The sequence below is a fragment of the Streptomyces sp. NPDC091281 genome (assembly GCF_044757425.1).
Lineage (GTDB): Bacteria > Actinomycetota > Actinomycetes > Streptomycetales > Streptomycetaceae > Streptomyces.
In genome coordinates, this window is record NZ_JBIVUY010000012.1 from 229,582 (window position 1) to 252,118 (window position 22,537).

The window sequence follows — 22,537 nt, forward strand, 5'->3', positions numbered from 1 at the left end:
GCAGATTCCAACAAAACATGCAAAAGTAGCGCAAATATCCACGGTTTCCCCTTCAATCAATCAGCGCGCGAGCGCACCGAGAACGAGGGGCCATCTGGATGCGGTCGGCGGGTCCGCAGACATGACGAAGCGTCAGCACAGCGACGCGTGAAGGGAACTGATGATCCCTCAGTCCTCGTCCACCGCGCGGGCGACCAAGAGGGCGACGTCGTCGTGGTCGTCGGCGTGACGCAGGCCGTACAGGAGGAGGTCGCAGGTCTCCTCCAGCGGGCGCTGCGGCTCGTCGAGGAAGCTGAGGAGCACGGCCAGCCGGTCGTCGATGGCGTGGTGGCGGGTCTCCACCAGACCGTCCGTGTAGAGGACGAGGAGGTCGTCGGCGCGCAGGCGGGTGGTCGTCGTCTCGAAGGTGATCCCGCCGACCCCGAGCGGACCCCCGGTCGGCAGGTCGAGCAACTCGGCCGGACGGCCCGGCCCGGCGAGCGCGGGCGGCATGTGCCCGGCGTTGGCGATGCGGAACTCCCCGGTGTGCGGGTCGTACACGGCGTACAGACACGTGACGATGTAGTGCTCCAGATCGCAGGTGATCTTGTCGAGGTGCTGGAGGACGCTGCCGGGGTCGAGTTCCAGGTCGGCGTAGGCGCAGGTCGCCGTCCGCAGCCGGCCCATGGTCGCGGCGGCGTCGATGCCGTTGCCCATCACGTCGCCCACCACCAGCGCGGTCTTGTCGCCGGACAGCGGGATCACGTCGTACCAGTCGCCGCCGACCTCGCTCGTGGCCTGGGCGGGCTGGTAGCGCGAGGCGAGTTCCAGGCCGGGGTGGCGGGGCGCGTGGTCGGGCAGCAGGCTGCGCTGGAGGGTGAGCGCGGTGTTGCGCACGCTCTGGAACCAGCGGGCGTTGTCGATCGCCACCGCCGCCCGCCCGGCCAGCTCCCCCGCGAGGACCACGTCGTCCTCGTCGAAGGGCAGCGGGTTGCGGGTGCGTTTCAGGTCGAGCGCGCCGAGCACCTCGCCGTGCGCGATGAGCGGGACGGCGAGATAGGAGTGCACCCCGGCCCGCGCCAGCAGGGAGGACGCCTCCGGGCTGCGCGCGATGCGCGGCAGGTCGGCCTCCCCGACGTGCCGCACCAGCACCGGACGGCCGGTGTGCACGCACAGGGTGACCAGCCGGTCCCCGTCGTACGCGGCGAGGTCGCCCGGCGGGTCGGCGGCCCGCAGCGCCTCCGTCGGGTGGGACGCCTTGAGGGCCAGCGCGCGGAAGAGTTCCGGGCCGTTGTCGGGACGGCGGCTGCGGCGGCAGGCGAGCGCCGAGTCGAGGATGTCGACGGCGACCACGTCGGCCAGCACCGGGGTGGCGATGTCGGCGAGTTCGTCCGCCGTCCGCTCCACCTCCAGCGTCGTGCCGACCCGCGTCGAGGCGTCCGCGATCAGGGCCAGCCGCCGCCGGGCCCGGTCCGCCTCGGCCGCCGCCCGGTGCCGCTCGGTGACGTCCACGACCGAGATCGCCGCGCCGAGGACCCGGCCGCCCGGGTCCTCCAGCCGGTAGAACGACATCGACCAGGCGTGCTCGTGCTCCGGGTCCGCGGGCGGGCGGCCCACGTGGAACTGGTCCAGCAGCGGGGTCCCCGTCGCGATGACCTGGCGCAGCGCGGACTCCACGGTGTCGATGTCGGGCAGCGGCAGCGTCGTGCGCAGGTCGCGGCCCACGTGCTCCTCGGCGGGCACGCCGTCGACCCGCTCCAGCGCCGGGTTGACCAGCAGATAGCGCAGGTCCACGTCGACCAGGGCCAGCCCGATGGGGGACTGGTTGATCAGCCGCTCGCACAGCGCCACGTCGGTCTCGACGCGCTGGAGGAGGTTGTGGTCGGCGACGATGCCGAGGGCGTAGACGTCCCCCAGATCGTCCTGGAGCCGGATGTTGCGGAACTCCACCAGGCGGCTGCTGCCGTCCTTGTGCCGCACGGGGAAGCTGCCCGCCCAGCCCTGCCCGGTGCGCAGCACCTCGGCGAACAGCCGCTGCACGGAGTTGAGGTGCTCGGGATGGATGAACAGCCGGGCCGCGTACGAGCCGAGGGCCTCCTCGGCGGAGTAGCCGAACAGCTCCTCGGCCTGCGGCGTCCAGAACACGATCCGCCCCTCGGTGTCGACCACCACCGCGGCCACGCTCAGCAGGTCCAGCAGCCCGGTCGGCCGGGGCGGCTCCGACCCGTACGGGTCCTCCTCGGGCCGGAAGGTGTCGGCTGTCATCGCGGACCCTCCTCCGCCGGCCGGCCCCGGCGGGCGGAGCCACACCGACCCTGCCGCACGTCCGGACCGCACACCGGCCCTTCCATGCTGCCTCCCGCCGGGACCGGGCGGAAGTGGAGCGCCCCGCGACGGCGGCGCGACCCCACCGGGTCCGTCCCCCGCTCCGCCCCGCGAAAGCGGCGCGCCGCCCACCGGGTCCGTCCGCCCGTCCGCCCCGCCGTCCCCCTGCCGCCCTCGCCCCGTGCGGATTCGGCGGACTAGCAGGAACATGGTCCTGTGGAGGATGGCACTCATGGACTCTGCGCCAGAACCGCCCGGCGGGTCGACGCCCGGGCCACCCTACGACTCCCTCGACGCGTCCACCGACGCGGCCGCCGTGGTCGACGGGCACGGTGTCGTGATCGGCTGGACCCGTGGGGCCGAGGAACTGCTCGGCCGCCCCGCCGCGGACGTGGTGGGCGGCTCGGCCGCCCCCCTGGTGGCGACCCCCGGCGACCCCGCCCGGGTGGCCGCGGTCGCCGACCGGTGCCGGGCCGGGATGGGCTGGAGCGGCGTCGTCTCGCTGCGCCACGCCGACGGCCGGGCCCTTGACGCCGACCTGAGGGTCTCCGCGCCGTTCCGCATGGGCGACACCGAGTGCTTCCTGCTGTCCGCCCGCCGGCGGTGGCCGCACTGGACGGTCGGCCAGTCCGTCCTCGACGGGTTCCTCACCCGTTCGCCGGTCGGCATGGCCGTCATGGACCTCGACCTCCGCTACATGTGGCTCAACGACACCCTGGAGCGCTTCGGCGGCGTGCCCCGCGAACAGCGCCTCGGGCGGCGGCTCAGCGAACTGCTGCCCGGACTCCAGGCGGAGGCCCTGGAAGGGCTGATGCGCAAGGTCCTCGACACCCGCGTCCCGGTCACCGACTACGAGTACGTCGGCTGGAGCTGGGCCGACCCGCACCGGCGGCACGCCTACTCGACGTCGTTCTTTCCCCTCGTCGACGCCGGGAACACGATCACCGGCGTCTGCTACATGGTCCTCGACGTCACCGAACGGTGGAACGCCCGCCAACTCCTCTCCCTGGTCAACGAGGCCGGCACCCGCGTCGGCACCACCCTCGACGTGCTGCGCACCGCGCAGGAACTCGCCGACTTCGCCGTCCCCCGCTTCGCCGACTTCGTCGCCGTGGACCTGCTGGAGGCCGTCCTCAGCACCGAGGGCCACGGCACCTGGCTCACCGACGCGGGACCGGCGCCCGCCCGCCCCATGATGCGGCGCACCGGCCTGTCCTCCGTCCGCGAGGGCGTCCCGGAAGCCCTGGCCCAGGTCGGCGACCTGGTCGACTTCCTCCCGCCGTCCTACGACATCGGCCTGCTCATCGACGGCGAACCGGTGCTCTACGCCGTCCTCGACGAGACCGACACGTCCTGGGCGGCCGAACAGCCCGAACGGGCCGCGAAGATCCGCGAGTTCGGCATGCACTCCCTGATCGCGGTGCCCATGCGGGCCCGTAACACCGCCCTCGGCCTCGCCACGTTCGTCCGCTCCCTCAACCCCGTCTCCTTCCAGCGCGACGACGTGCTGCTCGCCCGCGAACTCGTGGCGCGCGCGGCCCTGTGCGTGGACAACGCCCGCCGCTACACCCGGGAACACACCGCCGCCGTCACCCTCCAGCGCAGCCTGCTGCCCCACGCCCTCAGCGGCGGCACCGCCCTGGAGGTGGCGTCCAGCTACCTCCCCGCCGACCCCACCGACGGCGTCGGCGGCGACTGGTTCGACGTCATCCCCCTGTCCGGCGCCCGCGTCGGACTGGTCGTCGGGGACGTCGTCGGCCACGGCATCACCGCCGCCGCCGCGATGGGAAGACTCCGTACGGCCGTCCAGACCCTCGCCGACATGGAGATGCCGCCCGACGAACTCCTCGCCCACCTCGACGACCTGGTGCTGCGGCTCAGCGCCGAGAGTCCCGAGGAGGGCGGGTCCGGCACCGTCGGCACCGCGGGCACGGCGTTCCTCGGCGCGACCTGCCTCTACGCCGTCTACGACCCGTTCACCCGCCGCTGCACCATGGCCAGGGCCGGACACCCGCCGCCCGTGGTGGTCTCGCCCGACGGCCGGGTGTCGTTCCCCGAACCCCCGGCCGGGCCCCCGCTCGGGCTCGGCGGCATGGGCTTCGAGTCCACCGAGATCGAACTCGCCGAGAACAGCCTGCTCGGCCTCTACACCGACGGCCTCGTCGAGGGCGCCGACCACGACATCGAACGCGGCATGGCCCGGCTCGGCGAACTCCTCGCCCGGCCCGACGCCGACCTCGCCCACCTGTGCGGGTCGGCCGTGCGCCGCCTGGTCTCCGAGGCCCGCCCCGACGACATCGCCCTGCTGCTGGTGCGCACCCGCGCCCTCAGCGCCGACGACGTCGCCTCCTGGGACGTGCCCGTGGACCCGGCCGCCGTCGCCGACATCCGGGCGCGGGCCACCCGCCAGGTGGAGGCCTGGGGGCTGGACGACCTGGCCATGACGACCGAGCTGATCGTGAGCGAACTGGTCACCAACGCCATCCGGCACGCCGCCCCGCCCATCCGCTTCCGGCTGCTCCGCGACACCCGGCTGACCTGCGAGGTCTCCGACTCCAGCAGCACCGCCCCCCGGCTGCGGCACGCCCGCAGCACCGACGAGGGCGGCCGCGGCCTCTTCCTCGTCGCCCAGCTCGCCCTGCGCTGGGGCGCCCGCTACACCTCCGAGGGCAAGATCATCTGGGCCGAACAGGAGATCCCGGGACAGCCCTGACCCCGCCCCCGGCCCGGTCCGGCAACCGGGAGCCCCGCCCGGTTCAGGCGTCCGGCGCCGTGTGGACGCGCCGCCCGTCCACGTACGTCAGCAGCACCCGCGCCTCCCCGATCTCCTCGGCGGGCCCCGCGAACACGTCCCGGTCCAGGACCACCAGGTCGGCCGCCCTGCCCACCATGATGCTGCCGCTGACGTCGTCGAGATGGTTCAGGTACGCGCTCCCGGCCGTGTACGCGGCCACCGCGCTCCCCAGGTCGAGCCGCTGGCCGGGCAGGAACACCGGGGTCCCCTCCGGCGCGTCCGGCGTGACCCGGTTGACCGCGACGTGCAGCGCCTGGAGCGGGTCGGGGCTGCTCACCGGCCAGTCACTGCCCGCCCCGCACACCGCGCCCGCCCGCAGCAGGTCCCCGAACGGGTACTGCCGCTCCCCGCGCTCCGCACCGAGGAAGGGCAGGGTCAGCTCGTCCATCTGCGGCTCGTGCGCCGCCCACAGCATCTGGAGGTTGGCGCCCGCGCCCAGCGCCGCGAACCGGGGCACGTCCCGCGGCTGGACGACCTGGAGATGGGCCAGGTGGTGCCGCGTGTCGCGGAACCCGTTGGCGTCACGGGCCGCCGCCACCGCGTCCAGCGCCTCCCGCACCGCCCGGTCCCCGAGCGCGTGGAAGTGAACCTGGAAGTCGAGCGCGTCCAGCGCCGTCACGTACGTCCTGAGCGCGTCCGGCGGGACGAAGCTGATACCGCTGTTGTCCGACGGGCAGCCGCAGCCGGTCAGATACGGGTCCAGCATCGCCGCCGTGTGGTTCTCCGCGATGCCGTCCTGCATGATCTTCACGCTGGACGCCCGCAACCGCCCCCGGCTCAGCTCCGCCCGCCGCGCGACCAGTTCGGGTATCTGCTCGGCACCCCGCTCCCGGTCCCACCACAGCGCCCCCACGACCCGCGCGGTGAGCAGGCCCCGGTCGATCGCGGTCAGGTACGACGGCCCCGGATCGGTCATGTTCGCGTACGTGCCGACGATGGCGTCCTGCCAGGCCGTCACGCCATGTGCGTGCAGCACCGCCTGGGCGCGCAGCAGCCCGGCCAGCCGCTCCTCCGCCGTCGGCGCCGGGACCAGCCGCCCCACCAGATGGACCGCGCCCTCCTGGAGCATGCCGGTCGGGGTGCCGTCCGGGTGCCGCTCGATCCGGCCGTCCGCCGGGTCGGGGGTGCGGGCGTCGATCCCGGCCCGGCGCAGGGCCTCGCTGTTCACCCAGGCGCCGTGGTGGTCCCGGTTGGGCAGGAACACTGGCCGGTCGGGCACCACCGCGTCGAGCGCGTCGGCGGTCGGGGCGCCGCCGGGGAACGCCTCCAGCGACCAGCCGCCCCCGGTGATCCACTCCGTCTCCGGATGCCCGTCGGCGTACGCCCTGACCAGACGCAGGTACTCCGCCGGGTCGGTGGTGTCGGCCAGATGGCACTGGCCGAGTTCGAGGCCCGCGCCGAGCGGGTGGACGTGCGCGTCCTGGAAACCGGGCAGCAGCAGCCGTCCCGCCAGGTCGACGACCTCGGTGCCGGGACCGATCAGGTCGTGCACCTCGGCGTGGCCGACGGCGACCATCCGTCCGTCCCGCACCGCCACGGCGGTGGCGCGGGAGCGGGCCGGGTCCACGGTGTGGACGGGGCCGCCGGTGAGGACCAGGTCGGCGTGGTCCGCGGTGCGGGAGCGGGACATGGGGTGTGACCTCCGTCGAGGGGATGGCGGGGCGCGGTCAGACCGCGGTGCGGTCCATGGGCAGGGTGAGGGCGTCGGCGTCGGTGCCGCGCCCGGTGGTGAAGTAGGGCGAGTGCCGTACGTACTTGGCGACGGCGGCCATCGCCAGACCGGCCAGCACGATGGCGGCGGGCAGGCTGAACAGGAACCAGCCGTTGTCCGGGCTCAGTTCGAAGTGGTCGCTCATCGTCAGGTACGAGTGGGCGAGGTAGGCGCCGAGCCCCAGCAGGACCAGGCCCGACGCGCCGGGCACGCCGACGGCGAGCAGCGCCGCGCGCGGACCCGAGCGCAGGTCGGCGCGGAACCGCACCGCGCAGGCCAGCGCCGTGAGGCCGTAGTAGAGGGCGACGACCAGGCCGATGGCGTTGACGGCGGTCAGCAGCATGTCGGCGAGCTTCGGCAGGACCACCGCCAGCAGCGCCACGGCCGTCGCCACCCCCATCACCAGGGCCGTGCCCACCGCCGGGGTCCCCCAGCGGGGGTGGACCCGGGTCCACACGGCGCCCATCGTGCGGTCCCGGCCCATCGCCAGCAGACCGCGCGCCGTCGGCACCAGCGTCGCCTGGACCGACGCGACGGCCGAGAACATCAGCGCGATCACCGGCAGCGTCGCCCACGGCTCGTCCGCCAGCTTCGTGCCCAGGTACGGCAGGGCCTGCGGGCCGTTGCGGATCAGCTCCGGAAGGCTCATCTCCCGCTGGAACGCCACCGACGCGAACAGGAACAGCCCCAGCATCGCGAACAGGGCGATGAAGCCGCCGCGCGCCGAGTCCTGCGGACCGCGGGTCTCCTCGGTGACGCTGAACGCCGCGTCCCAGCCCCAGAAGAAGAACACCGCGAGAACCATGCCCTGCGCGAAGGCGGTCCCGCCGGACATCGCGAACGGGTTGAACCAGGACAGCGAGAACGCCTGGTCGCCGGTGACCAGCGCCCAGCCGCAGAACCCCAGCAGCACCGCGTACTCGAAGACCAGCAGGACCAGCTGGAACCGGGCGGCGGCCCGCATCCCGGTGACCGTCAGCGCCGCCAGCGCCAGCAGCACCACCAGTCCGACGCCGGTACACAGCGCCGTCGACGACGGGTCGAGCCGGACCCCGGCGACCTCCCCGACCCCGGCCCGGCCCGCCAGGATGAGCAGCACCGAGCCGGTCACCGCGCTGGTGTAGGCGCAGAACACGATCGAGGCGATCAGGGTCACCCAGCCGGTGAGGAACCCGGGCCACGGCCCCAGGGAACGGCCCACCCACACATAGCCGTTGCCGCAGTTCGGCTCCGAGCGGTTCAGCCGGGCGTACGCCGTCGCGATCCCCAGCACCGGCAGGAACGCCAGCAGCAGGAGCGCGGGGGTCTGGAGGCCGACGACGGCCGCGATCGTGCCCATGCCGACGGCGATGCTCGTCGTGGCGGCGGTGCTGGACGCGGCGATGGCGACACCGTCGAGGACACCGAGCGAACGCCGCAGCCCGGGGCCGTCGGCGGGAGCCGGGGGAGCCGGGGGAGCGGGCGGACGGGAGGACCGGGGTGACCGGGATGACGACATGGAGGACTCCACAGGGGAGGAGGACGGGGAAGCCGCGCGGGACTGCGATGCAACCGCCGCCCTCCCCATTGCGTCAATGCTGTTGACATAAGAGCGCCGGAGACCGTTCACTGCGAGGACACCCCGGCCCCGGCGGCGAGAGGAACCCGGATGACGACCCGCGTCCCCCAGGAGCGCCGACGCCGCAGACCCACCCGGTCGGGCACCGTCCTGTCCGAGGACCTCATCGTCACCACCGCGCTGCGGCTGATCGGCGCACACGGACCCGAGGCGCTCAGCGTCCGCCGGCTCGGCGCGGCCCTCGGCTGCGACCCGACCGCCGTCTACCGCTACTTCCACGACACGGACGACCTCGCCCTCGCCATCGCCGACCGCATCATCGGCGACGCCATGACCGGGTTCGTCCCCGGCGCGGACTGGGCGACCTCGCTGCGCGACATGGCGATGCGGGTGCGCGCCGGATACCTCGCCCACCCGCGCGCGGCCGCCCTCGCCGCACACCGGGTGACCCGGCGCGCCAACGAGATCCGGGCGGTCGAGACCGGGGTCGGGCTGCTCCTCGCCGCGGGCTTCCCGCCCGACGACGCGGTCCGGCTCTACCTCGCGTTCATCGACACCGTGCTCAGCCACGCCGCCACCGACGCCGCGTTCCACGCCCTGCCCCGCCCGCAGCGGGACGCCGACCAGCGCGCCTGGGGCGACGTCTACCAAGGCCTCGACCCCGCCACCCATCCCGCCCTCGCCACCGCCGGGACGCACCTGCTCGCCATGGCCGAGAGCTCCTTCGAGGAGGCCGTCGACCTCCTCCTGGAAGCCCTCACGGCCCGCGCGGCCCGCCTCCCCGGCTGACGGGCCGGCACACCGCCGGACCGGCCGTCCCACACCGTGGACCGGAGGTCAGGGCGACGCGACCCCGCGGACCGGTCCCGTCTACGATGTCCAGGCCCCGCCGCACCCGGCGGGGCGGCGAGCGGACCACCGGGCGACCGGACCCGCTCGGCGGACAGTGTCCGGCCCGGCGTCGACCCGCCGCACCGGCCGCGTCCGTCCGCCCCCAACGGCCCGCCGCGGCCGCCGTCCACCGAAAGTGACCCTCGTACGTGTTCCAGGACACACCGATCTTCCAGCGCCTCGTCTCCGAGCGCGGCGACATCCCCACCCAGGTGCGCGGCGAGGCCGAACGCATCCGGCGCGACCTCGCCGCGATCATCCCGGCCCCCGCCTCCGCCCCGGCCCCCTCCGCCGTCGGCGCCCGCCCCGCCCAGCAGTTCCTCGCCCTGCGCACCCCCGCCGAGTGACCGGCCCCCTCCCCGGTCCGCCCCGCTGATCCCACCTCCCGAACGCTCCCCCCTCGACGCCCCGGCCCCCCACCGGCCCGACGTCCCGCAGGGCGCCGGGAGGTGCCCGCGTTTCCGGGCCCCTCATCGCGCCCCGCCCGCCTGCCGCGTGACGTCCCGTCACCCCGCGCGACGAACCCGCCGCGACCGGCGGGAACCGCCGGCCACCCCCGCCGCGTTCAAAGGTCTGAGTGCCCCGCGCCGGGGTAGGCAGACGGACGACGCCGCGCGCCACGACCGCGCGGACGGACGACAGTGACGGACCGAACCGGAGGTGGCCGATGGCCGGACTGATAGGGCGACTCAAGGCGTTCGCGCGGAGCCCGCAGGGACGCAGGGCGATCGAGGAGGCACGACGCGCGGCGGCCGACCCGCGCAGACGGGCCCAGGCCCAGGGCCTCCTGGCCCGGCTCAAGCGGCGCCGATAGCCGAAGTGAGCGGGGGTGACCGTCTGTTCTAGAGTGGCTGCCGTCCGTCAGTACCCCCTCACCGGGACCGAGAGAGGTAGCCGAGAACCATGCCGACCGAAACGTTTGAGTTCCAGGTGGAGGCCCGTCAGCTGCTCCAGCTGATGATCCACTCGATCTACTCGAACAAGGACGTCTTCCTGCGCGAACTCGTCTCCAACGCCTCCGACGCGCTGGACAAACTGCGCCTCGCGGCGCTGCGCGAGGACGCGCCCGACGCCGACGTGTCCGACCTGCACATCGAGATCGAGACCGACGGCGAGGCCCGCACCCTGGTCGTCCGGGACAACGGCATCGGCATGTCGTACGACGAGGTGACCCGGCTCATCGGCACCATCGCGCACTCCGGCACCGCGAAGTTCCTGGAACAGCTGAAGCAGGCCGAGGACCAGGCCGGCGCCGAAGGCCTCATCGGCCAGTTCGGCGTCGGCTTCTACTCCGCCTTCATGGTCGCCGACGAGGTCACCCTCGTCACCCGCCGGGCCGGGGAGACCCAGGGCACCCGCTGGTCCTCCCGCGGCGAGGGCACGTACACCCTGGAGACCCTCGACGACGCCCCGCAGGGCACCGCCATCACCCTCCACCTCAAGCCCGCCGACCCGGAGAACCAGCTCCACGACTACACGTCCCCGTGGAAGATCCGGGAGATCGTCAAGCGGTACTCGGACTTCATCACCTGGCCGATCCGCATGGCCGCCCCCCAGCCCCCGGCCGGGGAAGACGCCGACGGCGACACCGAGACCGGGCCCGCCGCCCCGGAGACCCTCAACTCCATGAAGGCGCTGTGGGCCCGCTCCCGCGAGGAGGTGAAGGAGGAGGAGTACCACGAGCTGTACAAGCACATCAGCCACGACTGGAACGACCCGCTGGAGACCATCCGCCTCCAGGCCGAGGGCACCTTCGAGTACCAGGCACTGCTCTTCCTGCCCGCGCACGCCCCGCAGGACCTCTTCACCCAGGGCTACCGCCGGGGCGTCCAGCTCTACGTGCGGCGCGTGTTCATCATGGACGACTGCGAGGCGCTGCTCCCGCCCTACCTGCGGTTCGTCAAGGGCGTCGTCGACGCCCAGGACCTCTCGCTCAACGTCTCCCGCGAGATCCTCCAGCAGGACCGCCACATCCAGCTCATCCACCGCCGCCTCGCGAAGAAGGTCCTCTCCTCCGTCAAGGACCTCCGCACCGCCCAGCCCGAGAAGTACGCCACCTTCTGGCGGGAGTTCGGCGCCGTCCTCAAGGAAGGCCTGATCACCGACACCGACAACCGGGACGCGCTGCTCGCCGTCTCCTCCTTCCCCAGCACCCACGACGCCGACGGGCCGACCACCCTGGAGCAGTACGTCGAGCGGATGAAGGACGGCCAGGAGGACATCTACTACCTGACCGGCGACTCCCGCGAGGCCATCGAGAACTCGCCCCACATGGAGGCCTTCCGCGACCGCGGCATCGAGGTGCTGCTGCTCACCGACCCGGTGGACGAGGTGTGGACCGACGCCGTCGGCACGTACCGCGGCAAGACGCTGCGCTCCGTCGCCAAGGGCGAGATCGACCTCGGCGCGGGCGACGAGCGGGAACCGGAGCAGAGCCGCGCGGAGCAGGCCGAGGAATACGCCGGTCTCCTCACCTGGATGACCGAGCGGCTCCAGGAGGACATCAAGGAGGTCCGCCTCTCCACCCGGCTCACCCAGTCCCCGGTCTGCCTGGTCTCCGACGCCCAGGACATGACCCCGGCGCTGGAGAACCTCTACCGCGCCATGGGCCAGGAGGTGCCGCGCAGCCGCCGCATCCTGGAACTCAACCCCGACCACACCCTCGTCAAGGGCCTCAACCAGGCCCTCAAGGACCGCCCCGACGCCGACGGCCTCGCCGACGACGCCGAACTCCTGCACGGCCTCGCGATCCTCGCCGAGGGCGGCCGGCCCAAGGAGCCCGCCCGCTTCACCCAGCTCCTCGCCGAACGCCTCGAACGCGCGCTGTAGCCGCGGGAACGGACCCGGCGGCGCCGTGCGCGACGGCGCCGCCGACCGTGCGGAATACGCCGGGGACCCGCATTGTCAGTGGTGTGCAGAACAATGCGCGAAAGAGAGATCAACTCCTGGCGAGGCGGGGTACACGATCTCGGAGTCCTGCCCCGGAAAGAGGTCACCGCTGATGCCGCTCACCGCGATCCAGCCCCCCACCGTCGGCGCCCGGCGCCCCGCCCGACGGCTCAGCGCCGCCGAGGCCGACGTCCTGCGGATCGTCTCCGACGCGCGCACCCCCGTCTTCGTCACCGTCCGCGCCGACGGCCGCCGCCGCTACCACCACTGGCGCCCCCTGGACTCCGCCACCGGCCGCGGCGGCTGCTACGTCGCCCTGCCCACCGCCGACTGCGAGGCGCTGCGGGCCGACGGCCGGATCGTCCTCGGCGACCCCGTCAGCGACCCCGGCCGCACCACCTACCGGGTCAGCGCCGCCGTCGCCCCCTCGCCCGCCGTCCGCCTCACCGGCGTCCCGGCCCCCGCCCGCCTGGCCCGCCCCCGGATGCGCGCCGCGTGACCCCGCCACCCCCACCCGCACGGGACCCCGCGCCGCCCCGACCGGCGGGCGCCCACCGCCGGGCGGTCACCGCACCGTGACCGCCGAGCCCGCCGCCTACACGCAGCAGACCGCCTGCGGCGAGGACACCCGCACCCCGCTGCGCGACTTCCTGCGCACCGAGACCGGCAGCGCCGCCGTCCTCGTCGCGGGCGCGCTCGCCGCCCTCGCCTGGGCCAACATCGCGCCGGGCGGCTACGCGTCGTTCTGGCACACCCACCTCTCGGTCCGGCTCGGCGACCACGGCGTCTCCCTCGACCTGCGCGAGTGGGTCAACAGCGGACTGATGACGTTCTTCTTCCTCGTCGTCGGCCTGGAGGCCCGCCGCGAGTTCGACCTGGGCGAGCTGCGCGACCGCGGCCGCCTCCTCCTCCCGCTCGCCGCGGGACTCGGCGGCATGCTCGTCCCCATCGCCCTCTACCTCGCCGTCAACGCCGGGCAGGACACCGCAGGCGCCTGGGGCACCGCCATGTCCACCGACACCGCGTTCGCCCTCGGGATGCTCGCCGTCGTCGGCCGCCGGATGCCGGAGGGCCTGCGCGTCTTCCTCCTCACCCTCACCGTCGTCGACGACTTCCTCGCCCTGGCCGTCATCGCCGTCGCCTACAGCGAACGCGTCGAGTGGGCCGCCCTCCTCGTCGCCGCCGGCACCTTCGGGGTGATCCTCCTCGTGCGGCGGCTCGGCGTGCGCCGGGGCGCCGTCTACGCCGTCCTCGCCGTCGTCGCCTGGCTCGGCCTCCTCGAATCCGGCGTCGACCCCGTCGTCATCGGCCTCGCCATGGGCCTCATCACCTACGCCTACCCCGCCAGCCGCACGGACCTGGAACGCGCCTCCGGCCTGTTCCGCCTCTTCCGCGAACAGCCCACCCCCGAACTGGAACGCTCGGTGCGCGCCGGGATCGCCTCCGCGCTCTCCCCGAACGACCGCCTCCAGCGCCTCTACCACCCCTGGGCGAGCTATGTGATCGTCCCGCTGTTCGCCCTCGCCAACGCGGGCATCGAGATCGGCGGCGACCAGCTCGCCCGCGCCTCCACCTCCCCCGTCACCCTCGGCATCGTCCTCGGCTACGTCGTCGGCAAGCCCCTCGGCGTCATCGGCGCCTCCGCGCTCACCGCCGCCCTCTCCCGCGGCAGGGCCCGCCCGCCGATCGGCTGGGGCGCCGTCACCGCGGGCGGCACCCTCGCCGGGGTCGGCTTCACCGTCTCCCTGCTCATCGCGACCCTCGCCCTCGACGGCACCGACCTGGAGGACGCCAAGGCGGGCATCCTCGCCGCAGCCGTCGCCTCCTTCGCGGTCAGCCGGGTCGTCACCGCCGTCATCGGCGCCCTCCCCGAGGAACGCCGCCGCCGCGCCCTGTTCGGCGAGGCCCAGTCGCTCGTCGACCTGGCCGTCCCCGTCGACCCCGACCGCGACCACGTCCGCGGCCCCCGCCACGCGCCGGTCACCGTCGTCGAGTACGGCGACTACGAATGCCCCTACTGCGGCCTGGCCGAGCCCGCCGTCCGCGCCCTGCTCGGCGACTTCACCGACGTCCGCTACGTCTGGCGCCACCTCCCGCTCACCGACGTCCACCCGCGCGCCCAGCTCGCCGCCGAGGCCGCCGAGGCCGCCGCCCTCCAGGGCCGGTACTGGGAGCTGCACGACCTGCTGATCAGCCACCAGGGCGCCCTGCGCCCCGACCACCTGCGCGGCTACGCCGCCGAGGCGGGCCTCGACACGGCCCGCTTCGAACGGGACCTGCGCGCCCACGCCGGAGCCCGGCGGGTTGCCGAGGACGTCGACTCCGCCGACCTCAGCTCGGTCGCGGGCACCCCCACCTTCTTCGTCAACGGCAGCCGCCACCACGGCGCCTACGACCTCGCGGGCCTCACCGCCGCCGTACGGACCGCCCGCGAGCGGGCCGCCGTCGGCACCCGCTGACCGGCACCGGTCAGCGGTCCGGTCGTCCGGCGGCGTCGGGCGGGGCGGTCACGGCCGCGCGGGACGGGGCCATCGCCCAGCGGATCGCCGCGGTCATCGCCGAGCCCAGCGGCCGCACGCACAGCCCGTCCACCAGCGGCAGCCGGGGCAGCCGCAGCTCGTCGGCGGCCCAGCCGGGCAGCGCGGACACGGCGTTGGCGGCCAGCACCCCGTACGGCAGCCGGGCCGCCAGCGGCACGGGCGGGTCGAGCAGCAGGAAACGGGCCGCGTCCCGCGCCGGGGCGGTGGACCGCAGCTCCGGACGGTAGCCGTCCAGGCGCCGCGCGAGCTGCGCCCGGGTGCGCGGCGGGTCGGGGACACCCAGCGCCTCCGCGATCCGGGCCATGTCCTCGACGTAGCCGTCGCACTCCTCGTCCGTCAGCGGACGGGCGCCGTAGCGCTGGTGGGCGCGGAGGAAGCTGTCCACCTCGGCGACGTGCACCCAGCACAGCAGGTGCGGGTCGGAGGCCCGGTAGGGCTCGCCGTCGGGGGTGACGCCCACGACCCGCTCGTGCACCGCCCGGACCTGCGCGCACGCCTCCTCGGCGTGCCCGGCTGTGCCGTACGTCGTCGTCGCCAGGAAGGTGCTGGTGCGCTGGAGACGGCCCCACGGGTCGCCGCGGAAACCGGAGTGGGCGGCCACCGCCGCCATCGCCCGCGGGTGCAGCGACTGCAGGAGGAGGGCGGAGAGCCCGCCGATGAACATCGAGGCGTCGCCGTGGACCCGCCGCACCGGCCGGTCCGGGGCGAACCAGCGCGGGCCGGGCGTCCGGTGGATGACGGCCCGGTTGCGCGGACCGTCGGGACCGGCGACGCGGGCGAAGAGCCCGCCGCCCAGCCGCGCACGGGCGCTCGCCCCGAGCGCCCTCAGCGGGTCGAGCGCCCTGAGCGGGTCGAACGGTCCGGGTGCGCCGTCGCGTTTCGTGGTCGCCGTGGCTCCTCCTGCTGCCGGGGCGCACCGGAGCGCGCCGGACGAGACCGTACGTCTCCAGCTTCCCCCGTCGCGCGCCCCGCGGATGCGGACGGCCGCCGGTCCCGGTCCGCTCAGGGGCACGCGTAGGTGAAGCGGACCTCGCCCGCCTGCCGCTCGGGGGACAGCACGCGCAGCTCCGCCACGGCCCGCAGCCGACCCGGCCCCTCGAACGTCCACAGCAGCTCCAGCCGGACCGTCCGCTGCCCCCGGACCACGGTGGCGTGCCGTACGGCGGAGGAGGTGCCGTCGCTGCGCACCCACCGGTAGGACAGGGTGCCGGGGCGGCCGTCGGTGCGGACCACGCCGACGACACCCGCCGTGGAGTCGCACGCCAGGGTGTCCCGCGCGGCCGTCACCGACACCTCCCGCACCCCCGGACCGGACCCGGTGCCGCCCCGCCAGAGCAGGAACAGCACGGCGGCGAGGAGCACCAGCGCGGGCAGCGCGTACCGGCGGGGCCCGCCGCGCCGGGGCCGCTCCGGCGGCGGCGTCACCACGGGCAGCGTCCGGTGCGGCTGCCGCGCCAGGGCGGCGGTCACACCGGGGCCGAAGCGCAGCACGGTCCCCTCGGGGAGCGGCACCGGCGCGGCGGCGGCGCCGGTGACGGCCGGGGGCCCGTCGAGGACGGCGGTCCGGTCGTCCCGTACGGCCGTCGGGTCGTCGAGCACGGCGGTCCGGTCGCCGGCCGCGGCGGTCGGCTCGTCGAGGACGGCCGTCGGGTCGCTCTCGGGCCGCTGCACCCAGTGGCTGGCCAGCACCGTGGCGCTGTACTCGGCACTGTCCGACGGAGCCGGGGGCCGGGAAGGGGGCGGGGCCGCCGCGGCCGGGGGAGCGGCGGGGACGGTGCGGTCGAGGTCGCGGGGGTCCGGGTCGCGGGGGTCCGGGGTGCCGGGGGCCGGGACGCGGGGGTCGGGAACGTTCATCGGACGGTGCACCGCCGGATCAGGAGCTGCTGGGAGGCGCCGCCGTCGGCGGACGCGGGCGAGGTGCCGACCTGGACCGTCCAGTAGCAGCCCTTCCCGCCGAAGGTGTGCTCGGCGGCGAAGGTGTACTGCGTGGAGCCGCTCAGCCGCCGCACCGTCGCCGCCCCGTCCGGGGCGCCCGACGGCCCGGCGGCGTCGCCCGAGAACCACCCGACGGTCACCGTGACCGGGCCGGTTCCGTCCGTGGTCACCGTGACCGACGCCGTGGCCGTCGCGTTGCCGGTCTGCCGGAACCCGCCGAGGGCGACGCCCTTCACGCCGGTGCGCGGCGGGGGAGCGGACGAGCTGGAGCCGGTGCCGCCCGAGGAGGGCGGCGCGGACGGCTCCCCGCTCGGCGTGCCGGAGGACGGCGGGGCGGAGGAGGGACCGGCGGAGGCCGGGTCCGACGGGGACGGCGACCCGGCACCGTCCCCGGTGGTGCCGGACGCGCTCTCCGAGGGGCCGGCGGAGTCGGACGCCTCGGCGGAGGCGGAGGACGGTGAGCCCCCGGAGGCCGAGGGGGAGGCCGAGCCGCTCGGCGGGGCCGCGCCGCCGGTGACCTCCGGGACGGCGCTCGTGGTGGCCAGCGCCTCGGCCGCCTGCCCCGCGGCCACCCCGGTGGTGTCCTTGCCGCCGAGGCCCTGGGCCAGCAGCACCGCCACCAGCACGGCGGCGGCCGCCACGACCAGACCCGGCCAGGTGGGCCGCCACGGGCGCAGCCCGCCGGGCCGCCCGCCCGCCGCCTGCCGCAGGACCGTGCGCGCGGTGTCGGCCTGCGCGCGGGGCGTCTCGCGCGCGGACGGCAGCAGGAAGAGCAGCAGCGCGACCAGCGCGGCGAGCCGTCCCCGGCCGCGCTCCTCCCAGTCAGGTCCGTAGGCGCCGACCGCGGCCCGCTCCAGGTCCGTGACGAACGCCGCCGCGTCCGAGGGGCGCTCGGCGGCCGACTTCGCCAGCCCCCGCGCCACGAGCGGCCGTACCGCCTCCGGCACCTCCTCGACGGGGACCGGGCTCTCCACGTGCCGCAGCGCCAGCTCGGCCATGTTGTCGCCGGTGTAGGGGCGGCGGCCGGTCAGGCACTCGAAGAACGTCGCGGTCGCCGCGTACACGTCCCCGGCGGGCGAGGCGGGCGCTCCGGTCCACTGCTCGGGCGCCATGTACGACGGGGTCCCGGCGACGCCCGCCGTCACGCCAGCGTCGACCGCGATGCCGAAGTCCACCAGCTTGGACGCGCCGTCCGGGGTGACCAGGACGTTCTCCGGCTTGTAGTCCCGGTGCACCACACCGACCCGGTGCGCGTCGGCCAGGCCCAGCAGCGAACCCTTCAGCAGGACGAGGGCCGCCTCGGGGGTGAGCGGGCCCTGCCGGGCCAGCACCGTGCGCAGCGAGACGCCGTCCACCAGCTCCATCACGATCGCGGCGCCGTCGGTCGCCTCGACGTACTCGTAGAGCCCGGCCACGTGCGGGCTGCTCAGCCCGCCCAGCAGCTCGGCCTCCGCGCGGAAGCCGTGCACGAAGCCGGGGCGGGTGCGCAGCGACTCGCTCAGGTACTTCACCGCCACCGCCACGCCCGTCGGCTCGTGCACGGCGCGCACCACCCGGCCGCTCGCCCCGGACCCCAGCTCCAGGGCCTCGGCGTACCCCGGCACCGCCCATGTGTTCATCGCCGTACCCCCCTTGCCGCCGCGCCTCGCGCGCGCGGTCCGTGCCGTGGTCCCGGTGCCGCGGCGGCACTCCGGTACAGCGGACCACGCGGACAGAGACACGATTATGGCCGCCGCGGTTGCAGACGGACCCCGTCGGGTCCGGGCCACGGCGAAGCCCCGCCGGGCCGACGGTGTCGTCGGTCCGGCGGGGCGCTCCCCCTGGTGCGGCGGTCCGGTGCGGCGCTGGATCAGGAGGCCGGGACCTCGTCGACGAAGGCCGTCCCGGCCCCCCGGTAGGCGGCCACCTTCGCCGCGACCTGGGCCGGGGTGAGGACCTGGTCCTTGACGTGCAGGACGTAGTCGACCTGCTGGTCGTAGGCGCGCGGTGTCGTGGAGGTCTGGCCCGCGAGGTCGATCAGCCACTGGTTGAAGTTGATCGACATCGGGCGCTCGGGCAGGTACTGGGCGTCGTGGGTGCCGAAGAGCTGCCCGTCGATGTAGTAGGTGATGGCGCTGTTGTCGATGGTCACCACCAGGTCGTGCCAGCCCGCGTAGCTCTGCCGGGACTCGGTGTGCTGGTTGACGGCCTGCCACGGGTCGGGGTTGTAGGTCTCCCAGGACGTCGTGTAGAGGATGTTCGACGGCTCGCCCCAGCCGCCGTTGGGCAGGTACTCGAAGTCGTACTCGGCGTAGTCGTCCGCCATCGGCGCCTTGAGGTCGTTGATGGTGAAGAACGTCTGCACCAGGCGGTCCCCGTCCGGGCCCGACTTCGGGGCGTCGGAGAACTTCACCCGCGCCGCGTACGTCCCGTTCCTGAACTTGGTCGCCTTGGTGAGGACCTCGGTCTGCACGGTCGACGACGCGGTGCCCGCGGTGGAGGTCTCCAGGTTCATCACCGAGTTGCCGCCGGAGCTGGTGAAGGTCACCTTCGACGGGTCCCAGGTGGCGCCGGGCACACCGGGACCGCCCGAGTTGGAGCGGACGTTCCAGCCGTGCGCGGAGATCGCCGGGTCGGTGTGCGAGCTGTACGAGAAGTCGTCGAACAGGGTCTGCCCGCCGCCGGGCGGATCGGTCGGGTCGGTGGGGTCGGTCGGGTCCGTGGGGTCGTTGCCGGCGGGCGCGGTGCCCCACACGGTCGCCCCGGAGAGCTGGGCGGTGACCTTGTTCCAGTCGCCGTACGCGGTCTGCGTCCCGCTGAAGGAGTAGTCGTCGCTCTGCCGCAGCGTCTGCCAGTTCGCCTGGTAGAAGCGCAGCTGCATGTCCCCGGTGTCCGCGCCCGGGGCGAGCGTCCCGGCCGCCGAGGTGAAGCCGATCTCCAGGTAGCGGTCGGCCGTGGCGGTGGGGTTGGCGAGGGTGCCGAAGGTGCCGGTGATCCCCGCGCAGCCGCGCACCGCCCAGGAGCAGGCGAAGCGGTACGAGGCGGAGGCGGTGTCCGCCTTGAAGTAGTAGCGGACCTTGACCTGGCTGAGCTGGACCGTGGTGGAGCCGTTGTTGCGGACCTTCAGCCACGGCTCGGACTGGTCGGCGGTGGCCCCCGTGGCGCTGGTGCGGTACTGCACGGCGACCGAGCCGTCGGCGGCGGACGCCTGGGTGGGCACGGCGGTCAGCAGGGCGCTGCCCAGCAGGGCCGACAGCGCGAGGGCGAGCCGGCCGCGACCGCGGGTGGGGCGGGATGTCATCGGGGTTCCTTTCGGCAGGGCTCCCGCGGGCGCGGGAGGGTCGGGGAACGTGCGGGTGGGGAGGGAGGGGCGTGCGGGGGTGCCCGCGGCGCCGGTCGAGCGGGCGGGGCGGGCGGTCGGGAGGGGGTCAGGCGCTGCGCGGCCGGTCGGCGCGGGCCGTGCCCGGGGTGCGGGACACCCTGAGGACGTCGAGGCGCTCGCGGTGTCCGGTGAGGCGTCCGCTGAAGTCGTCCCAGCCGGACGTGCCGTCCCAGACCCGCTCGGCGAGCGCGCACAGCCGCGGGTAGGTCAGGTACTCGATGTGCTCCGGCGTGCTGACGTGCTCGGTCCACAACTGGCCCTGCGCGCCGAGGATGCGCGCGGCGGACGCCTCCTCGCCGGGCGGGGCGAGGTCGAGCCCGTACACCGTCCGCAGGTCGACGACGAGGCCGGGCTGGCCGGGCGGTTCGAGGGGGCCGGGGCGCTGCGGGTAGTCGAGGTAGGTGGTGCGGTGGTCGGCGTGCACCACCTCGTGGCCGCGCCGGGCCGCGGCCCAGGCGTGGGCCGGTTCGCGCCAGCTCATCACCGCGCACTCACGGGGCAGGGTCACGCCGTCCTCGGCCCAGGCCACCGGGCGGCGGCCCGCCGCCACCAGGTGCTCGGTCATCCGGGCGAGGAACCAGCCGTGCAGCGCCCCGGGGCCCGGCAGTCCCTCGCGCGCCGCCCGCGCCCGCGCGGCCGGGGACCGTTCCCACTCGGTGGTGGGGCATTCGTCGCCGCCGAGATGGACGTACGGCGAGGGGAAGACGTCCATCACCTCGTCGAGGACGGTGCGGAAGAAGTCCAGGACGTGGTCGTCGACGCCGAGGACGTGCTCGCTGATGCCCCAGCGGGTCCACACGTCGAGGCGGCGGGACGGGTCGGTGCCGAGTTCCGGGTGGGCGGCGAGGGCGGCCCGCACATGGCCGGGCACCTCGGTCTCGGGCATCACGGTGATCCCGCGCTCCGCGGCGTACCGGACCAGCCGGGTCAGCTCCGCCCGCGTGTACCAGCCCGTGTGCGGGCGCCCGTCGAAGCGGTCGCCGCCCGCCGGTCCGATCTGGGTCTGCGCCCGCCGCCCGCCGACCTCGGTGAGCCGGGGGTAGGCGGCCACCGGCATCCGCCAGCCCTGGTCGTCGGTGAGGTGCAGGTGCAGCACGTTCAGCTTGTGCAGGGCCATCAGGTCGACGTAGCGCAGGAGGTACGACAGCGGCTGGAAGTGCCGGGCCACGTCGAGCATGCTGCCCCGCCAGCGGTGCCGGGGCACGTCGGTGATCTCCACGGCGGGCAGCTCCCACGCCGTGCCGCGCACCGGCAGGTCGGACAGCGCCACGTACGGCAGGAGCTGACGCACCGTCTGCACGCCGTTGAGGAGTCCGGCCGGGCGGGCGGCGCGCAGGAGGACCCCCTGGGGGCTGACCGTCAGGCCGTAGCCCTCCTCGCCGAGGCCGGTCAGGGCGCTGTCGAGGGTGAGGACGAACGTGCCGTCGGCGGCGGTCGGCAGCGGCAGACCGGTGGCGGGGGCGAGGAGGGTGCGCAGCAGGCGGGCGGCCGGTTCGGCGCCGGGGGAGACCCGCAGGGCGGTGCGCGCGTCGAGCCGGAAGCGGCCCGAGCGGGTGACGAGCCTGCGGGGGCGGGGGACGAGGGTCAGTTCGGGGGGCGGCAGGTCCACAGGACGACTCCGTCGGTCGGAAGGGGCACGGCGGGGGGCGGGGGCGCGGTTCAGCCCTTGACGCCGCCCGCGGCGAGACCCGCGGTCACATGGCGCTGGAGCGCGAGGAAGACGATCAGCGCGGGCAGGGCGAACAGGGTGGAGGCGGCCATGGTGGCGCCCCAGTCGGTGCCGAACGTCGACTGGAACGAGGAGAGCCAGACCGGCAGCGTGCGGCTGTCCTGCTGCTTGATGATGAGGAAGTTGGCGTACGTGAACTCGTTCCAGGCGGTGATGAAGCCGAACAGGGAGGTCGCCATCAGTCCGGGGGCGAGCAGGGGCAGCGCCACCTTGCGGAAGGCGCCCGCCCGGGTGCAGCCGTCGACCTGGGCCGCCTCCTCCAGCTCGGGCGGTATCCCGGCGATGAAGCCGCGCAGTACGACCACCGTGAACGGCAGGGTGATCATGAAGTAGACGAGGGTGAGCGTCGGCAGCCGGTCGAGCATGTTCGTGTCGCGGGAGATGATGTAGACCGGGATGATCAGCGACTCCCAGGGCGCCATCTGCGCGATGAACACCGCGAGCATGAACTGCCGGCGTCCGCGCCAGCGCATCCGGGCGACGGCGTAGGCGGCGCCGAGCGCGACCAGCAGGGAGAGCAGGACCGCGCTCAGGGTGACGAGGACGCTGTTGCGCCAGAACAGACCGAAGCTGTCTGCGCCGACGGCGGTGCGGAAGTGCTCCAGCGTCCAGTGCTCGGGGATCAGCCGGGGGTCGTAGGTCTGGATGTCCGGTGACGGCTTGAACGCGGTCGACATCATCCAGTAGACGGGGAACAGGCACAGGACGACGGTGAGGGCGGCGGCGAGGTGCAGCGGCACCCGGCGCAGGCGGCGCCGTCCGGAGCCGCGGGCGGGGGTGGCCGCGCCGCGGGTGGCGGGTTCCTTGTCGAGGCGGGCGGTGGCG

General features: G+C 74.6%; 16 protein-coding genes. 7 read left to right on the forward strand and 9 right to left on the reverse strand.

The genetic code is table 11. The features are described 5' to 3' along the window. Positions 1-168: 168 nt before the first annotated feature. Complete coding sequence (locus ACIQPQ_RS28445) at positions 169-2,244, reverse strand: SpoIIE family protein phosphatase (protein ID WP_401309106.1); 2,076 nt, start codon at positions 2,242-2,244, stop codon at positions 169-171. A 292-nt stretch (positions 2,245-2,536) separates the two neighbouring features. Between ACIQPQ_RS28445 and ACIQPQ_RS28450 the strand changes: the two genes are divergently transcribed. Then, positions 2,537-5,017: a SpoIIE family protein phosphatase gene (locus tag ACIQPQ_RS28450; protein ID WP_401309108.1), complete on the forward strand. Its 2,481-nt coding sequence runs from the start codon at positions 2,537-2,539 to the stop codon at positions 5,015-5,017. A 43-nt stretch (positions 5,018-5,060) separates the two neighbouring features. Here ACIQPQ_RS28450 and ACIQPQ_RS28455 read toward each other — a convergent pair whose 3' ends face one another. After that, positions 5,061-6,728, reverse strand: a complete 1,668-nt coding sequence (locus tag ACIQPQ_RS28455) for an amidohydrolase (RefSeq protein WP_401309111.1) — start codon at positions 6,726-6,728, stop codon at positions 5,061-5,063. A gap of 37 nt (positions 6,729-6,765) precedes the next feature. After that, the gene (locus tag ACIQPQ_RS28460) at positions 6,766-8,307 is read right to left on the reverse strand and encodes an APC family permease (RefSeq protein ID WP_401309113.1); all 1,542 of its coding nucleotides are present in this window, start codon (positions 8,305-8,307) and stop codon (positions 6,766-6,768) included. Between the two features lie 150 nt (positions 8,308-8,457). Here ACIQPQ_RS28460 and ACIQPQ_RS28465 point away from each other — a divergent pair, with 150 nt between their 5' ends. From ACIQPQ_RS28465 to nhaA, 6 genes are all read left to right on the forward strand, one after another. After that, the gene (locus tag ACIQPQ_RS28465; RefSeq protein ID WP_401309115.1) at positions 8,458-9,156 is read left to right on the forward strand and encodes a TetR/AcrR family transcriptional regulator; all 699 of its coding nucleotides are present in this window, start codon (positions 8,458-8,460) and stop codon (positions 9,154-9,156) included. Between the two features lie 251 nt (positions 9,157-9,407). Beyond that, positions 9,408-9,605, forward strand: a complete 198-nt coding sequence (locus ACIQPQ_RS28470) for a hypothetical protein (protein WP_401309118.1) — start codon at positions 9,408-9,410, stop codon at positions 9,603-9,605. Between the two features lie 320 nt (positions 9,606-9,925). Next, positions 9,926-10,072 carry a hypothetical protein gene (locus ACIQPQ_RS28475; RefSeq protein ID WP_383779090.1) on the forward strand — a complete coding sequence of 49 codons (147 nt, stop codon included), beginning with the start codon at positions 9,926-9,928 and terminating at the stop codon, positions 10,070-10,072. Positions 10,073-10,161: 89 nt separating this feature from the next. Then, positions 10,162-12,087 carry a molecular chaperone HtpG gene (gene htpG, locus ACIQPQ_RS28480; protein WP_401309120.1) on the forward strand — a complete coding sequence of 642 codons (1,926 nt, stop codon included), beginning with the start codon at positions 10,162-10,164 and terminating at the stop codon, positions 12,085-12,087. Between the two features lie 172 nt (positions 12,088-12,259). Then, complete coding sequence (locus tag ACIQPQ_RS28485; RefSeq protein WP_401309123.1) at positions 12,260-12,646, forward strand: hypothetical protein; 387 nt, start codon at positions 12,260-12,262, stop codon at positions 12,644-12,646. A gap of 76 nt (positions 12,647-12,722) precedes the next feature. Further along, on the forward strand, positions 12,723-14,606 hold the full coding sequence (gene nhaA, locus ACIQPQ_RS28490) for a Na+/H+ antiporter NhaA (RefSeq protein ID WP_401309126.1): 1,884 nt from the start codon (positions 12,723-12,725) through the stop codon (positions 14,604-14,606). Positions 14,607-14,616: 10 nt separating this feature from the next. On the opposite strand, the gene ACIQPQ_RS28495 is transcribed toward nhaA, so the two are convergent. The 6 genes from ACIQPQ_RS28495 to ACIQPQ_RS28520 all read right to left on the reverse strand — a co-directional run bounded on the left by ACIQPQ_RS28495 (position 14,617) and on the right by ACIQPQ_RS28520 (position 22,461). Continuing rightward, complete coding sequence (locus tag ACIQPQ_RS28495) at positions 14,617-15,516, reverse strand: oxygenase MpaB family protein (RefSeq protein WP_401309322.1); 900 nt, start codon at positions 15,514-15,516, stop codon at positions 14,617-14,619. Positions 15,517-15,689: 173 nt separating this feature from the next. Beyond that, complete coding sequence (locus ACIQPQ_RS28500; protein WP_401309129.1) at positions 15,690-16,541, reverse strand: hypothetical protein; 852 nt, start codon at positions 16,539-16,541, stop codon at positions 15,690-15,692. Further along, a complete protein-coding gene (locus ACIQPQ_RS28505; protein ID WP_401309132.1) occupies positions 16,538-18,241 on the reverse strand; it encodes a protein kinase in 1,704 nt (567 codons plus the stop codon). Before ACIQPQ_RS28505 ends, ACIQPQ_RS28500 begins: the two co-directional genes overlap by 4 nt. A 230-nt stretch (positions 18,242-18,471) precedes the next feature. After that, positions 18,472-19,902, reverse strand: coding sequence for a cellulose binding domain-containing protein (locus tag ACIQPQ_RS28510; RefSeq protein WP_401309134.1), 1,431 nt, complete (start codon positions 19,900-19,902; stop codon positions 18,472-18,474). Between the two features lie 127 nt (positions 19,903-20,029). Further along, positions 20,030-21,592: a beta-N-acetylhexosaminidase gene (locus ACIQPQ_RS28515; protein ID WP_401309137.1), complete on the reverse strand. Its 1,563-nt coding sequence runs from the start codon at positions 21,590-21,592 to the stop codon at positions 20,030-20,032. 50 nt (positions 21,593-21,642) lie between these two features. Beyond that, positions 21,643-22,461, reverse strand: coding sequence for a carbohydrate ABC transporter permease (locus tag ACIQPQ_RS28520; protein ID WP_401309325.1), 819 nt, complete (start codon positions 22,459-22,461; stop codon positions 21,643-21,645). Positions 22,462-22,537: the final 76 nt, after the last annotated feature.

Coding starts and splice junctions, on each gene's coding strand:
- ACIQPQ_RS28505 (WP_401309132.1), bottom strand. CDS start 18,241: ATGAACACATGGGCGGTGCCGGGGTACGCCGAGGCCCTGGAGCTGGGG.
- ACIQPQ_RS28510 (WP_401309134.1), bottom strand. CDS start 19,902: ATGACATCCCGCCCCACCCGCGGTCGCGGCCGGCTCGCCCTCGCGCTG.
- ACIQPQ_RS28465 (WP_401309115.1), top strand. CDS start 8,458: ATGACGACCCGCGTCCCCCAGGAGCGCCGACGCCGCAGACCCACCCGG.
- ACIQPQ_RS28475 (WP_383779090.1), top strand. CDS start 9,926: ATGGCCGGACTGATAGGGCGACTCAAGGCGTTCGCGCGGAGCCCGCAG.
- ACIQPQ_RS28450 (WP_401309108.1), top strand. CDS start 2,537: ATGGACTCTGCGCCAGAACCGCCCGGCGGGTCGACGCCCGGGCCACCC.
- ACIQPQ_RS28485 (WP_401309123.1), top strand. CDS start 12,260: ATGCCGCTCACCGCGATCCAGCCCCCCACCGTCGGCGCCCGGCGCCCC.
- ACIQPQ_RS28455 (WP_401309111.1), bottom strand. CDS start 6,728: ATGTCCCGCTCCCGCACCGCGGACCACGCCGACCTGGTCCTCACCGGC.
- htpG (WP_401309120.1), top strand. CDS start 10,162: ATGCCGACCGAAACGTTTGAGTTCCAGGTGGAGGCCCGTCAGCTGCTC.
- ACIQPQ_RS28500 (WP_401309129.1), bottom strand. CDS start 16,541: ATGAACGTTCCCGACCCCCGCGTCCCGGCCCCCGGCACCCCGGACCCC.
- ACIQPQ_RS28445 (WP_401309106.1), bottom strand. CDS start 2,244: ATGACAGCCGACACCTTCCGGCCCGAGGAGGACCCGTACGGGTCGGAG.
- ACIQPQ_RS28460 (WP_401309113.1), bottom strand. CDS start 8,307: ATGTCGTCATCCCGGTCACCCCGGTCCTCCCGTCCGCCCGCTCCCCCG.